This is a genomic window from Acinetobacter sp. BIGb0196, from assembly GCF_011759595.1.
Lineage (GTDB): Bacteria > Pseudomonadota > Gammaproteobacteria > Pseudomonadales > Moraxellaceae > Acinetobacter > Acinetobacter guillouiae.
Genome location: NZ_JAAOZA010000002.1, coordinates 110,423 through 125,775, shown reverse-complemented (window position 1 = coordinate 125,775; position 15,353 = coordinate 110,423). Strand labels below are relative to the sequence as shown.

Here is a 15,353-nt window from a genome sequence, read left to right as displayed (position 1 = left end):
TGATCAAAAAATTGGCACAAAAAAGCCAGATTCAATCTGGCTTTTTTGCTACTTATTGAATATCAATCATCTTTGGATGCGGTGTAGGCATAAGCATAATTATAGCCATAATTACCTCCAGCAGTTGCTTGAACATCATTCAAAATAACCCCATTCACTTTACTTCCTGCCTGTTCAAAGCGATTAATGGCTAATTCTAATTCTCTCATTTGTGTTTTTGCATAACGTGCAACCACAAGGTTTACACCCGCAAATTGAGAAATGATGATGCCATCAGTTACCGCTAAGATAGGCGGTGTATCGATAATAATATGATCATATTGCTCAGAAAGTTGTTCTAATAATTCGCTAAAACGATCTGAACTGAGCATTTCGGAAGCATGATTATGATTTTTACCACGTGGCAGAAAATCTAAATGGTTTACAGTATTTGAATGAACAATACATTGTTCAAGCGTGCTTTGTCCTGCTAAATATTCAGTTAAACCAGGTGAAGTGTCATGACTGAAATATTTATGTAAATAGCCTCGACGTATATCTGCATCAATCAATAAGACTTTCTTATTACCTTGTGCGAAAATTGCGGCAAGGTTGGTCGAAATAAATGATTTACCAATTTCTGGAGCTGGTCCTGAAATTGCAATAATATTATTTTTTGCATTATTTAAAGCAAAGTGAATCGTGGTACGAATACTACGTAAGCTTTCAATGGCAATGTCTTCACTATTTTTAGCAGCAAGAATAGGAATCGATTTTTTCTTTTTCAGTAACTGCACACGGCTTTCTTGAATCGGAGAGCGAGGTACAGTGGCATAGACCGGTAAATCAAGTTCATTTTCAATACGGCTAGAATCTTTAATCCCGGATGAAAGCATATTACGTAATAAAGCAATCAGAATACCAATAAATCCACCGACAAAAATTGATAAAATTAAAATAATCAATTTTCTTGGCTTAATTGGTTTCACAGGTTCGACAGCTGTATCAATGATACGCACATTGCCAATTTCACCCGCTTTTACAATTTTTAATTGTTGATAACTGTTTAATAGTGATGTATAGAGTTCTGTATTGACTTTAACATCGCGATAGAGTTGTAAATATAAACGTTGCGTTTCAGGCAAACGTTTAATGGCCTGATTAAGTTCCGTAGATTTTTTATCAATCGCAGCAAGCTGTGCATTGATCTCTGTCATTAGGGGATGATCAGATGTATATTTAGCAGAATATTCAGCTTGTTTTTGCTTTAACTCAATTCGCATTTTCTCCAATTCAATATTCTGTTTTAACATCAGCTCAGCTTCTTGAGTAACATCTACAGTATTATATTGTTCACGAAATTTATTAAATTTAATCTCTGAGGCTTCAAGCTGTTGTTTTAGTTCTGGTAACTGTTGATCGAGAAAACTTAAGGTTTGTTTAGATTCTAAGGTTTTACGCTCAATATTCTGTTCATGGTAAACACTTAAAATATTATTGAGAACCTGAGTAATATGCTGTTGATCATTTCCACTATAACTCAGACCAATCACACCTGTCATTTTACCTTTTTCAGCAACTGAATAATTTGTTTGAATTAACTTGACAGCTGAAGGAAGAGAAAGTTTAGTGATGGTAAAATCTTGTTGAAATGGGTTTAGGCTATTAATCTGAACAGACCATAATCCTTTATTGTCTTGAGCTTGGTTGAGCTGGTTGAGCGCACCTTTAAATACAACGCGATCTTGATACGTTAAGCTGAATTGCTTTTTATCTATAAATTGTAATTTGAGTTTTTTATCATAATAGTACTCAGGGATATCTAACTTTAAAATAGAAAAACTAGACTGATTTTTTTTAAAATCAACTGCTTTAGCACTATAACTAAGCTGATTTTTGTCTTTGGAAATTAACTTATGTAAAAAAGTAGCTTCATTATCTTGAATCTGAATATTCAAGTTCAAATTATTGATGACCTTTCCAAGTACAAGTCGTGAATTTAAGATTTCGATTTCAGCATCAGCCGGGGATTTTTGCCCCAAACCACCTGCAACATCTTTGAGTTCACCCATTAAAGCAGCTGAAGCAGCACTTTTACCATCTTCGACCTGAACCATTGCATCTGTCGAATAGACAGAGGAGGTCACACGTAAATAAAGTAGAGCACAGATTAAAGTTAAAATGACACAAAGCGCAATCACTTTCCATTGAGCAATTAAAGAGAAAAACAACTCTTTTAAGTCAATCGTATCATCATTAGTTTTTGAATTTTGGTTCATAGGTAAACAACTAATTAAAATTTATAGATGTGATTGCCAGTCATTGGCATAAAGTTGGATATTTTTACATGTTTCGTCAAAAAAAGCTTGATCATGTTGGTATGGGTCAGGCACATTTTGACCTTGCCAGTGCCCTATACGAAATACTTTCCCTTTAGAAAATGGCCATTTTTGCTCAATATGTTGTGACTGGTTTTTGCTCATCACTAGAACAAGATCGGCTTTTTTAATCAATTCAGCATTAATTTGTCGCGCAATATGGGAGCGCATATCAATATTTAAAGCATCCATACAGGCAATTGCTTTATCATCAGCTGAATGCCCAACCATCGCAGAAAGTCCCGCTGATTCTATATTTAATTTGGGATAACTTTGCTTTAAAAAGAACTCTGCCATTGGACTACGGCAAATATTACCCACACAAACCACAAGTATATTATTAATATCCATAATATTAGTTGTTTCCTAATAATTGGAAAGAATAAATTGCGCTGGCAAAAGGTACAATTTGCCCAATAACGCGTTGCCAGCGAGTTAGACCAGTTGCATCAATATAGACAATATCATTTTTTTGCATCGCAAATTGATTTGCTAAAGCAAGATTTCCTATACTATTTAAATTTAATTGATAAATGGTTGATTGCTTAGAGCTTAAATCTGTTCGCATCACATAAATACGTGCAGCACTAGCAGAATACGGACTAATACCTTCACTTTCACCAAGTACATCACTTAGGGTCATACCTTGGTCACGTAAAACAAGGGCTTGGCTTTTATTTGATTCACCCATGACATAGAGCTTTTGATCTTGTTTAGAATTGACGAAAATTGTGTCGTTGGGTTGAATCAATAATTGATGCAGGGACAATCCTTGTTTTTCTAACTGAATGGTATTCAGGTTATAGGTTTGTCCGTTTCTGATCAGCTGAATATTGGTGGTATCACCAGTTTTAGTGTCTACACCACCCGCCTGACCTAGTGCAGTATAAATACTAATAGGTTGGTCGTTTAATGTATATTGTCCACTACGTATGACTTGGCCATTGACAAAATAGCGGCGACCTTCATAAGACAATACACGGACAACAACATCAGGATGCTTTAGATATTTAGCAAATTGATTATGTAAAAAACGATTAGTTTCGGCTAAAGTTTTACCTGCAATATGCACTGAACCCACTAAAGGTAATTGAACATTACCATTTGGATCAATGGGGTAACCCACAGCTTTAATATTGGTTGCATCTTGGATTGGTGGGGTAATTTCAGGATACGCCCAAAGCTGAATTGAAAGAACATCCCCAGAACTTAAACGATAAATATTTTGTGAGCTATTGAATAACGATACAAGATTATTTGAACTTAATTGGCTAGTTGTATTTAGATTTGGAATATTATTTTGATTCAGTTGTACAACGGAAAGTTCAGCACCTTGATCAGTTCTATATTGACCTTGTTCAGGCAGATCATAGGTTTGAAGTCCTGAAGTGATCGCACAACCAGAAAACGAAATCGAAATCGCTAAAATTGTAAACAGTGATGTGTACGGATACTTCACATTCAAAACCCTTATTTTATATTGCGTTGTTGCTTAGAATCTAATCTTGAAAGCGAATTGTAAGCTAAAAAAGTCAGGTTGGGTATCTTATTGTTAAGGAGTAATTGTATTAAAACCGAAAAAGAAGTGTGTTGACTTGTATCTATTCAATGATTTTGTAATTTAAAAAGAATAAAGTAATTCATTAGAAATTTGAAAGGTGATGAAAGTCAAAATTATTTGGCTTTGTTTGATACCGTTTAATATATAATTTTAACTTGAGTTTGGATATAATCTTTTAGTATGAAAATGGATAGAAATCATCCTTATGTAAAAAGATTCTGATGTTTTGATGAGCTTATTATTGGAACATTTTAACTATTAGATTTATTAAAAAATGATTTGCAGGATTAGGGTATGAGAGTTTTGGTGACTGGTGGTGCAGGGTTTATTGGATCAGCAGTGGTACGATATATTATAAAAAATACAAAGGATGAAGTATTAAATATTGATAAGCTGACTTATGCTGGCAACCTAGAGTCTTTAAAAGAAGTTGATTCAGACTCACGTTACCAATTTAAGCAAATTGACATTTGTGATGTCGAAAAATTAACTCAAGCATTTGCTGAATTTAAGCCTGACGTAGTGATGCATTTAGCTGCTGAGTCACATGTAGATCGCTCAATTGATGGGCCTGCTGAATTTATCAGCACTAATATTGTGGGTACATATACTTTGTTGGAAGTTACCCGAAAATATTGGTTAGCGCTTAGTGAACAGCAAAAGCAACAGTTTAGATTTCACCATATTTCAACAGATGAAGTGTATGGCGATTTAGAAGGCACAACGGATTTGTTTACTGAAACAACAGCGTATGCACCGAGCTCTCCTTATTCTGCAAGTAAAGCAAGCTCAGATCATTTAGTCCGTGCATGGCAAAGAACCTATGGTTTACCTACTATTGTGACCAATTGTTCAAACAACTATGGTCCTTATCATTTCCCTGAAAAACTAATTCCATTGGTGATTTTAAATGCTTTGGATGGTAAGCCTTTGCCTATCTATGGCAAAGGAGATCAAATCCGTGATTGGTTGTTTGTTGAAGATCATGCTCGGGCACTCTATAAAGTTGTTACAGCAGGCGTAGTAGGTGAAACTTACAATATTGGTGGGCATAACGAAAAACAAAATATAGAAGTCGTTAAAACAATTTGTAAAATCTTGGATGAGTTAAAACCACAATTTAATGCGCAGCCTTACGAAACATTGATTACCTTTGTTAAAGATCGGCCTGGACATGATTTACGTTATGCAATTGATGCAAGTAAGATAGGTCAAGATTTAGCTTGGAAGCCTGAAGAAACATTTGATACAGGTATTCGTAAAACTGTAGAATGGTATTTAAATAATTTAGAATGGTGCCGTCGAGTACAAGATGGTAGCTACCAACGTGAACGATTAGGTGTAAGTGCATAATGACAACAACAAAAGGTATTATTTTAGCAGGTGGTTCAGGTACTCGTTTGTATCCGATTACTAAAGGCGTATCTAAGCAACTCCTCCCTATTTATGATAAACCGATGGTTTATTATCCATTATCTGTACTTATGCTTGCTGGAATTCGAGAAGTTTTAATCATAAGCACACCTGAAGATATTGATGGTTTTAAACGATTATTGGGTGATGGGGCGCAGTTTGGTGTAGAACTTAGCTATGCAGTTCAACCAAGTCCAGATGGTTTAGCACAAGCCTTTATTATTGGTGAAGATTTTATTGGTGATAGTAATGTTTGTTTAGTGCTCGGCGATAATATCTTCTATGGTCAAGGCTTTACACCTATGTTACGTCAAGCAGTAGCACGTCAAAAAGGTGCAACGGTTTTTGGTTATCAGGTTAAAGATCCAGAGCGCTTTGGTGTGGTTGAGTTTGATGATCAGAAACGTGCTGTTTCCTTAGAAGAAAAACCAAAACATCCCAAATCAAATTTTGCAGTCACTGGTTTGTACTTTTATGACAACGATGTTATTCAAATTGCCAAAAATGTAAAGCCTTCTGACCGTGGTGAGTTGGAAATTACCACAGTTAACCAGATGTATCTTGAGCGCGGTGATTTAAATGTAGAGTTATTAGGTCGTGGTTTTGCATGGTTAGATACAGGAACACATGCAAGTTTACTCGAAGCAGCTCAATTTGTAGAAACCATTGAAAAACGTCAAGGTTATAAAGTTGCTTGCTTAGAAGAAATTGCACTACATAATGGTTGGTTAACTAAAGAACAAATTATGGAAGCTGGTCAAAGTATGAGTAAGAATGACTATGGTCAATATTTGATTTCTTTGGTAAATGACTAAAATGAGCCTAGTTAAATTAATTGATTTGCCAAATTTTGGCGATGAAAGAGGTGGATTGGTTGCAATTGAATCAAATCACTCCATTCCTTTTGAAGTAAAGCGTTTATATTATATTTTTAATACCACTAATAAACCTCGTGGATTTCATGCCCATATAGATTTGAAACAGGTCGCAATTTGCCTTAAAGGAAGTTGTCGTTTCATTTTAGATAATGGTTATAAGAAAGAAGAAGTCATTTTGAGCTCAGCTACTCAGGGCTTGGTAATAGAAGATTTAATATGGCGTGAAATGCATGATTTTTCTGAAGATTGTGTTTTAATTGTTCTTGCAAGTGAGCATTTTTCAGAACAAGATTATATTCGAAACTATGATGAGTTTCTCAAGGCTGTGAACAAACCTTATATTCATCCCTTGTCTGACGTGAAGTCTAAAAATATTGGTCAAAAAACAAAAGTTTGGCAATATAGTGTGATTTTTTCACAAGCAGTCATTGGTGAAAATTGTAATATTTGCGCACATACCATGATTGAAAATGACGTACAGATTGGTAATAACGTCACAATTAAATCGGGTGTTTATGTATGGGATGGCATTACATTAGAAGATAACGTTTTCATAGGTCCATGCGTTGCGTTTACCAATGACAAGAAACCGCGTTCGAAGCAATATCCTGATGAGTTTCCAAAAACGATTGTAGAGAAAGGAGCAACTATTGGAGCAAACGCAACGATATTACCTGGTATAAGAATAGGTAAAAAGGCACTCATTGGAGCTGGCGCAGTTGTAACTAAAGATGTTCCTGCAAATGCGATCGTAGTTGGAAATCCAGCAATAATCAAAGGATATATAGAAGAATGATTCCTTTCTTAGATTTGAAAAATATTAATCAACAATATAGAACAGAGCTAGTAGAAGCTTGTACACGAGTAATTGACTCCGGTTGGTATATTGGTGGGAATGAGCTGGAAAAATTTGAACAAAATTTTGCTGAATATTGTGGAACAAAATTTGCAATTGGGGTTGCAAATGGTCTAGATGCACTTATCTTAACACTGCGTGCGTGGAAAGAGCTCGGTAGGTTAAAAGATGGTGATGAGGTTATTGTTCCTTCAAATACTTATATCGCAAGTATTTTAGCAATTACAGCAAATAATTTGACACCAGTTTTAGTTGAACCTGATATTGCGACTTATAATATTGATTCTGCAAAAATTGAAGCGGCAATTACTTCGCGAACAAAAGTCATTTTACCTGTTCATTTATATGGTCAATTAGCCGATATGCCTGCAATTATAGAAATTGCAAATAAGCATGATTTACTGGTCTTGGAAGATTCAGCTCAATCACATGGGGCTGAAATCGATGGGAAAAAGGCTGGTAATTGGGGAGATGCTTCAGGTTTTAGTTTTTATCCAGGCAAAAACTTAGGGGCTCTTGGTGATGCAGGTGCTGTAACGACCAATGATGAAGAACTAGCACAGATGCTACGCGCACTTCGTAATTATGGTTCACATGAAAAATATAAAAATTTAGTGCCAGGTGTAAATAGCCGTCTTGATGAAATACAAGCTGCTATGCTTGACGTAAAATTAAAGTTCTTAGATAAAGAGATTGAACATCGTCGTAAAATTGCCAGTTTGTATCTTGAGAAGATTAATAACCCCCTAATTGAATTGCCATTAAGTAATATAAATGCTGAAAAGTACCAACAGCACGTGTGGCATTTATTTGTGATCAGAACTGAATATCGTGAAACTTTACAAAATTACTTAGCTGAAAATGGTGTACAAACTTTGATACATTACCCAATACCTCCTCATAAACAGGAGGCTTATAAAGAGTGGAATGATTTAAGTTATCCAATATCAGAGAAAATTCATGTAGAAGTAATGAGTTTACCGATTGGACCAACTTTGAGCTTAGAAGACGTTGAAAAAGTAATTCAACTTTGTAATTATTTTGCAATATAAATGAATTTACTAAAAATCAGTGTTCTAAATGGCGTAGCTGTTTTAATAAAAACCGCTACGATGTTTATATTGAATAAAATCTTGGCTGTGTATGTCGGACCAGCAGGCTATGCCGCAATTGGCCAATTCCAAAACTTTATTCAGATGGTTACAACTTTTGCAGGAAGTGCAATCAATACAGCAGTGATTAAGTACACTGCTGAATATTATGAGGATGAAACGCAGCAAAGAACTATTTGGAAAACAGCAGGCAGTATTGTTTTATTTTTTAGCTTATTATTTTCTTTTAGTATTTTTCTTTTGCAAAAACAGCTATCACTTTATATTTTTCATACGGAAAAATATCAGTCAATTTTTGTCTGGTTTGCAGTTTTTTTAACTTTTTTTACTTTCAACGCTTTATTTTTAGCAATTTTGAATGGCAAAAAAGAAGTTTTAAAACTGGTGATTGCGAATATATTCGGAAGCTTGTTTTCGTTAGCCATTACAAGTGTATTAGCAATCAAATACAATTTATATGGTGCATTAGTTGCGCTTTCAATTTACCAATCATTGGCTTTTTTTGTAACGCTTTTTTTATGTTATAAGTCTGACTGGTTTCAGTTTGGTTATTTATTTGGAAAAGTGGATAAGGAAATTGCTAAAAAGTTTCTAGCGTTTGCATTGATGGCCCTGGTGAGTGCAATTTGCGTTCCATTATCACAAATGGTTATTCGGAGCTACTTAACTAACGAATATAGTGCAATTTATGCCGGTTATTGGGAAGCGATGATTCGTTTAAGTGCCGCATATCTTATGCTAGTAACAACAACACTTGGTGTATATTATTTACCTCGGCTTTCAGAGTTAAAAAATCTAAAAGATATTAAAACAGAAGTTTACTTAGGATATAAGTATTTTTTCCCGCTGGCTATTATGGGGGGATTAATGGTTTATATTTTACGAGATTGGATAATTGCTGTATTGTTTTCAAATACATTTTTGCCAATGCGTGATCTATTCCTTTGGCAGATGATAGGGGATTCTTTAAAAATAGGAAGTTGGATTCTAGCTTATTTGATGTTAAGTAAAGCCATGACGCGACTTTTTATTACAACTGAGATAATTTTTGCTTTGACTTCGATTATTCTAACTTATATTTTTACTCAAATGATCGGATTTGAAGGTGTTTCAGTTGCCCATATGGTGAATTATGGAGTGTATTGGGTTGTGATGAGTTATCTTGTGTTTAAAGCTTTAAAAGAGAAGGTATCATAAATGAGCTTAGGTTCTCAGCCATTAGTTTCAGTTGTTATTCCTTGTTATAATCATGAAAACTTTGTGAAAGATTGTATTCAAAGTGTGATCGATCAAACATATGAAAATATTGAACTCATTATTATAGATGATGGTTCAAAAGATAATTCTGTTGAAAAAATACAAGAAATTGTTGTAGATTGTGAAAAAAGATTTGTACGTTTTGAATTTCGTCATAGAGCAAATAAAGGATTAAGTAGCACATTAAACGAGGCATTAGAATGGTGTTCAGGTGACTTTATCTCTCCTATTGCATCAGACGATCTTATGTTAGTGGGTAAAACAGCAAGACAAGTTGAACTTCTTCAAGAATATCAAGGTATGACTGCAATCTTTGGTGCAGTTCAGCTTATAAATAATGAAAATATAAAAATCGGTGAAATTAGACAGTCAAATAAAATATTTAAATTTGATGATTTAATTTATACAGATAACTTTCTTCCAGCGCCAACACAAATGATTCGATTAGATGCTTTAAAGGCTATAGGTGGTTTTGTCGACGGAATGATTGTTGAAGATTGGTATATCTATTTAAAGCTATTAGAAACGGGCGGAGAAATAATATATATGGATGAACTTTTTTGTTCATATCGGACACATGATGGGAATACATTTTCTAACCCTTATAAAATGTCATTGGGACGTCTTCAGGTTTTAAATGAATTTAGTCATCATAATGCCTATAAAAAGGCATTTATAAAAGCCTGCTGGGATAATGCTTTAGAAACTTTGAAGTTGGATTTTAAGTTATCAATTACAATTTTTGCATATCGCTTATTTTATAAATTTAAGTTAGTAGCAAAAAAAATATTTCGTATTCAGAAGTAAAGATGATGAAAAAAATTTGTTTTTTGATCGGTAGCATGGGACATTCAGGCGGAACTGAAAGGGTAACATCAATAATTGCAAATCAACTGATATCACAAAACTACGATATTTCGATATTGAGCTTATCAAATGGAAATTCATCATTTTTTGAATTAGATAGTCGAATAAAATTAGACTCAATGTTTGATAATAAAGTTTCAATGAAAAAAAATTTTATAAGTTGTTGTTATAAAATTAGAAAATATGTTCAGAAAAATAAAATTGATACTTTAATTGTAGTTGATAGTATTTCATGTGTATTTACTGTACCAGCATTATTTGGTTTAAAAATTAAGCATATTTGTTGGGAACACTTCAATTTTAATGTAAACCTTGGAGTTAAGTATCGCGATATTGGGCGTAGATGGGCTGCAAAATATTGTGATTATGTGATTACATTGACGAAACGTGACAAAGAGTTATGGGAGCAAGGTCTAACATGTATTAATGCAAATATACAACCAATAGCTAATCCTACACCGTATGAAAATATTATAAATAAACCAAGTCAAGAATACAGAACAGTTTTAGCTATGGGACGTCTCACGAATCAAAAGGGATTCGATATTCTTCTTAACGCATGGCATGATGTTTCAAAAGTACATTCAAATTGGATGTTACATGTTGTTGGGAGTGGAGAAGATGAATTTAAATTGAAGACTTTAGCTAAAGAGCTAAATTTAGAAGATAATGTTAAATTTTTTCCAACCACAAAAGATGTTGTTAGCTTTTATAATACTGCGTCAATATTTTGTTTGAGTTCAAGGTATGAGGGGTTTGGGATGGTTATTCTAGAAGCTATGTCTTTCTCTCTACCAATAGTGAGCTTTAATTGTGATTGTGGGCCAAGTGATTTAATTGTAGATGGTGGAAATGGTTTTTTGGTTGATAATGGAAATAAAGAATTATTGGCTAAAGCACTATCTAATTTAATAAAAATGGATACAGAGTCTTATCAAAATAAAGTGAAATCATCTTTGATTTTATCAGAAAAATACAAGGCTAATCAGTTAATTGTTAAATGGAAGGAAATAATTTAAATGAGTTTTCTTTTAAAGAAAGATATATTCTTTAATTTTATATCCACTTTTTTTCTCTTTTTGTTGATTTTTGACTTGAAAATAGTTGGAAGTTTGGGTAGCTCTTTTATCGTACTTTCAGTGTGTTGTTTTTTTTTAATTATAAACCATAAGAAATATACTCAAAATATACATGATATTTTAGTTTTTTTTAATAAGTTTTTAATAATATATTTTATTTTTTTTACATATATTTTAATAAGATTTTTGTTTTCGGACTTGGATGATATAAGTTATCTTTTGACAACTCTTAAGACAACTTCGATTTTATTAGCTAGTTTATTTTATTTATCAATTTTTGGAAGGTCTAATTTATCTAAAAATTTATTTTTTGTTTTCTTAATAGCTTCGTTGATTTGCTTGTTTTTTGGAACCTTCCCAAATTTGAAGTTTTTAATATATCCATTCAAATATGGTGATGATATTGAAAATGCATTAATTGGAGGAAATGAATACAGAGATGCTTTTTTAGCAGGATCTTCATATTTTGGGATTTCTTCTTTATATGGTTTAGCTTTTTCCTACCTGCTTATGTATTGTCTTGAAAAGAGAGAAAATCTATATTACTTATATTTAGGTGTTATAGCAATAGCTGGAATTTTTGCTGGTCGTGTAGCCTTAATATGTTATTTAATTGCAGTTTTGTACTTTTTAATATTTAAAAGAAAATTTAAAGTTCTTATTTTCTCAATTTTATTTTTTGTATTATTTTTGATTGTATTAAACTTTGTGCCTGCCTTTGAAGCAGTCAAAGTTTGGTTTAATGAAATGTTTGCTAATAAGAGTGTAGGAGAATCTGAGTCTGTTACTCAATTTAAAGATGTTTTAAGGTTGCCTGAAAATCAATTTACGCTACTTTTTGGAGATGCTAGGTATGGTAATTCAAGTAATTATTATGGTGGTTCAGATTCGGGTTTTATTCGCAATATTTTATTTGGAGGGTTGCTTTATTTATCAATTTTGTTAATTGCTTTATTATCAATTTTTGATAAGGTGTTAAAGAAAAGTTTTTCATTATTATTAATTTTAATTAGTTGTTTTTTACATTTTAAAGGTGTGTTTATTTTTAATAACCCTGGTTTTTTTGGTGTTTTGCTAATAGTGGTTTTTATTTTAAATCAAAAAAAGAGTGCGGTTAAATGAAGATATTATTTATAATAACTGGTTTGGGGGGGGGCGGTGCGGAAAAAATAGTAACCGACTTAGCCGATCAAATGTCACAACGTGGTCATTGTGTAAAAATAGCTTATTTAAAAGGTAGTGTAGTTGTTCGTCCAAAAAATACTGAAATTGAACTTATATATTTAGGTTTGGAAAATTTAACAAAGGCTAAATTCGCATATAAAAATTATAAAAAATTAATTTTAGATTTTAAGCCTGATGTCGTTCATGCACATATGGTTCATGCCAATATTTTTGCTCGAATTTCTAGGAAATTTTTATCAGTTCCACGTTTAATCTGCTCTGCTCATAGTAATAATGAGGGGGGGAGGTTTAGGATGTTAGCTTACAAATACACCCATAATCTCGCTGATATAACAACAAATGTAAGTAAAAATGCTTCTCATAGTTTTGAAAAATTAGGAGCAGTGCCTGAAAATGGAATCATGACGGTATATAATGGTATAGACCTCAGTAAATTTGAAAAAAATAATAAAGATAACTGGCTAAAAAACGAAATTGAAGTTTTGGAATCTACACCATTATTTCTGTCAGTTGGCCGTTTTCATGAAGCTAAAGATTATCCAAATTTATTAAGAGCATTTTCCATATTTAAAGAGACTGCCACTTTTAGAGAAAAACAACCTAAATTAGTCATTGCTGGAGATGGTGAGCTTAGGGGAGAAACTGAGGCGTTAATTAATACTTTGAATTTACAATCTAATGTTATATTGCTTGGTCGAAGAGATGATATCCCAGCATTGTTAAATATGTCTGATTTTTTTGTTCTTTCATCAAAATATGAAGGTTTACCTACTGTAATAATAGAAGCAATGGCATGTGAAACATATGTTATTGCAACAGATTGTGGCGGTAGTGCAGAAATAATGGGTGAAACAGGGATGTTAATTCCTATTCAAAATAGTTCTGCTCTTGCCGATGCTTTTAACGATGTTCTAATGTTAAATGAAAGTGAAGTGATAAATAATAATAAAATAGCACGTAAACGAATTGAAGATCAGTTTTCTTTAATAAATTCTGTAGAGAAATGGCTGAAATTGTATGAATTTTAAAAAAATTGCATTAATTGGAACGACTGGTTCAAGTTTTTATGGTTTTCGCGCAGATTTAATTCTTCAGTTGGTTCAACAAGGACATATCGTTTTTGCTTTAACTTCAGAATCTACAGAAGAATGCCTAGAAAAAATTAAAGCACTAGGTGCTATACCTTTAAGATATCAACTGAGTAGAGGTGGTTTAAATCCTTTTGCAGATATTCAGTCTTTCTTACAACTTAAAAAAATACTAAGAGATATTCAACCAGATGTTGTCTTATCTTATTTCGCAAAACCAGTTATTTATGGGAGCATGGCTGCAAGAGCAGCCAAAGTTCCGATAAACATAGGAATGCTTGAAGGTTTAGGTTATACCTTTACAGAGCAACCAGAAGGGCAGACAATAAAAACGAAATTGATTCGTAATATTCAAGTATTACTCTATAAAATGGCGTTTCCGTGTCTAGATAAAATGATTTTTTTAAATCCAGATGATCAATATGATTTAATGGAAAAGTATGATCTAAAAGTACCTGAAGTTTATATCTTAGGTGGAATTGGTTTGAATTTGATGGATTATCCATATTCAAAAGCAGAAATATCTCCTGTTAAATTTTTGTTTATTGGGCGATTATTAAAAGAGAAGGGTGTCTTTGAATTTATTCAAGCAATAAGAATTGTAAAATCTAAATATCCTGATGCTCATTTTACGGTTTTGGGTGAAATTGATCATCAAAATATGGGTGCATTAAAGCAGGAGCAACTTAATCAATTGGTTGAAGAAAAACTGTTTGAGTATCCAGGATATGTTACAAATATAAAAGATTGGATAACAGATACAAGTGTCTTTGTTCTGCCATCATATAGAGAAGGAGTACCACGTAGTACACAAGAAGCGATGGCGATAGGACGACCTGTGATTACGACAGATGTTCCTGGTTGTCGTGAAACTGTTATAGATGGTATAAATGGTTTTCTTGTCCCTAAGTGGAATCCAGAAGCTTTAGCAGAAAAAATGTGTTACTTTATAGAGAACCCTGAGCAAGTGAATATAATGGGGTTGAAGAGCTATCAAATAGCTCAAGAAAAATTTGATGCTGAAAAAGTGAATTCCAAACTTATAGAGATCATGGGTTTAAAAGATCTAAATGAAAAGACTTGTTGATATCATTATTGCGTCAATAGCACTTTTATTACTGTCGCCAATTTTTCTAATTGTGGCATATAAAGTACGTAAGAACTTAGGCTCTCCTATTTTTTTCTATCAAGAGCGCCCTGGAAAAGATTGTAAACACTTTAGAATGATGAAGTTTCGTTCTATGAAAAATGCTTTTGATAAAGATGGTCAACCCTTACCTGATGATCAGCGTATTACGCCTTTTGGGAAAAAGCTGCGTTCAACAAGTTTAGATGAAATGCCACAGTTACTTAATGTTCTTAAAGGCGATATGAGTATCGTTGGGCCACGGCCCCAGCTTTCTGAGTTTGTGGAACATTATACTTCCCATCAATTGCGTCGTCATAATGTTAAACCAGGGATGACCGGTCTTGCCCAAGTGAGCGGACGTAATAATCTTTCTTGGGAAGAAAAGTTTGATTTAGATGTACAGTATGTTGAAAAACAATCAACGCTTCTCGACTTTAAAATTATGTTTAAAACAGTTGAAGTTATGTTTAAAAAAGAAGGCATAGATTCGCCAGATCAAGCTGTTGGAGCAAGCCGTTTTTCAGGTTCAGATACAACTGATACCAAATCGACCAATCATTAATAGTGTTAA

At 33.2% G+C, this 15,353-nt stretch carries 14 protein-coding genes; 11 read left to right on the top strand and 3 right to left on the bottom strand.

Annotated elements, in window-relative coordinates:
- Positions 1-62: 62 nt before the first annotated feature.
- From FHR28_RS13335 to FHR28_RS13325, 3 genes are read right to left on the bottom strand one after another with little or no spacing between them, the layout of a single operon-like run.
- Positions 63-2,258 (bottom strand): polysaccharide biosynthesis tyrosine autokinase, encoded by a 2,196-nt coding sequence (locus FHR28_RS13335; protein ID WP_166782856.1) that lies wholly within the window; start codon positions 2,256-2,258, stop codon positions 63-65.
- A gap of 21 nt (positions 2,259-2,279) precedes the next feature.
- Positions 2,280-2,708, bottom strand: coding sequence for a low molecular weight protein-tyrosine-phosphatase (locus FHR28_RS13330; protein WP_166782855.1), 429 nt, complete (start codon positions 2,706-2,708; stop codon positions 2,280-2,282).
- Between the two features lie 4 nt (positions 2,709-2,712).
- Positions 2,713-3,816 (bottom strand): polysaccharide biosynthesis/export family protein, encoded by a 1,104-nt coding sequence (locus FHR28_RS13325; RefSeq protein ID WP_166782854.1) that lies wholly within the window; start codon positions 3,814-3,816, stop codon positions 2,713-2,715.
- Positions 3,817-4,212: 396 nt separating this feature from the next.
- Between FHR28_RS13325 and rfbB the strand changes: the two genes are divergently transcribed.
- Genes rfbB through FHR28_RS13270 form a run of 11 tightly spaced genes read left to right on the top strand, consistent with a single transcriptional unit; the run spans position 4,213 to position 15,344 of the window.
- Positions 4,213-5,271 carry a dTDP-glucose 4,6-dehydratase gene (rfbB, locus tag FHR28_RS13320; RefSeq protein WP_166782853.1) on the top strand — a complete coding sequence of 353 codons (1,059 nt, stop codon included), beginning with the start codon at positions 4,213-4,215 and terminating at the stop codon, positions 5,269-5,271.
- Entirely contained in the window at positions 5,271-6,146 is an 876-nt protein-coding gene (rfbA, locus tag FHR28_RS13315) for a glucose-1-phosphate thymidylyltransferase RfbA (protein WP_171527365.1), read from the top strand. The genes rfbB and rfbA overlap by 1 nt, the downstream gene beginning before the upstream one ends.
- A 1-nt stretch (position 6,147) precedes the next feature.
- The gene (locus FHR28_RS13310) at positions 6,148-7,005 is read left to right on the top strand and encodes a WxcM-like domain-containing protein (RefSeq protein WP_166782852.1); all 858 of its coding nucleotides are present in this window, start codon (positions 6,148-6,150) and stop codon (positions 7,003-7,005) included.
- A complete protein-coding gene (locus FHR28_RS13305) occupies positions 7,002-8,117 on the top strand; it encodes a DegT/DnrJ/EryC1/StrS family aminotransferase (protein WP_166782851.1) in 1,116 nt (371 codons plus the stop codon). The genes FHR28_RS13310 and FHR28_RS13305 overlap by 4 nt, the downstream gene beginning before the upstream one ends.
- Positions 8,118-9,374 carry an O-antigen translocase gene (locus FHR28_RS13300; RefSeq protein ID WP_166782850.1) on the top strand — a complete coding sequence of 419 codons (1,257 nt, stop codon included), beginning with the start codon at positions 8,118-8,120 and terminating at the stop codon, positions 9,372-9,374. It begins immediately after the preceding gene.
- A complete protein-coding gene (locus FHR28_RS13295; RefSeq protein ID WP_166782849.1) occupies positions 9,375-10,241 on the top strand; it encodes a glycosyltransferase family 2 protein in 867 nt (288 codons plus the stop codon). It begins immediately after the preceding gene.
- Positions 10,242-10,243: 2 nt separating this feature from the next.
- Positions 10,244-11,320 carry a glycosyltransferase family 4 protein gene (locus FHR28_RS13290; RefSeq protein ID WP_228722088.1) on the top strand — a complete coding sequence of 359 codons (1,077 nt, stop codon included), beginning with the start codon at positions 10,244-10,246 and terminating at the stop codon, positions 11,318-11,320.
- Complete coding sequence (locus FHR28_RS13285; RefSeq protein WP_166782848.1) at positions 11,321-12,502, top strand: hypothetical protein; 1,182 nt, start codon at positions 11,321-11,323, stop codon at positions 12,500-12,502. It abuts the gene before it with no gap.
- Positions 12,499-13,593: a glycosyltransferase gene (locus tag FHR28_RS13280; protein WP_166782847.1), complete on the top strand. Its 1,095-nt coding sequence runs from the start codon at positions 12,499-12,501 to the stop codon at positions 13,591-13,593. The genes FHR28_RS13285 and FHR28_RS13280 overlap by 4 nt, the downstream gene beginning before the upstream one ends.
- Positions 13,583-14,740: a glycosyltransferase family 4 protein gene (locus FHR28_RS13275; RefSeq protein ID WP_166782846.1), complete on the top strand. Its 1,158-nt coding sequence runs from the start codon at positions 13,583-13,585 to the stop codon at positions 14,738-14,740. The genes FHR28_RS13280 and FHR28_RS13275 overlap by 11 nt, the downstream gene beginning before the upstream one ends.
- Positions 14,724-15,344, top strand: a complete 621-nt coding sequence (locus FHR28_RS13270) for a sugar transferase (RefSeq protein ID WP_166782845.1) — start codon at positions 14,724-14,726, stop codon at positions 15,342-15,344. The genes FHR28_RS13275 and FHR28_RS13270 overlap by 17 nt, the downstream gene beginning before the upstream one ends.
- Positions 15,345-15,353: the final 9 nt, after the last annotated feature.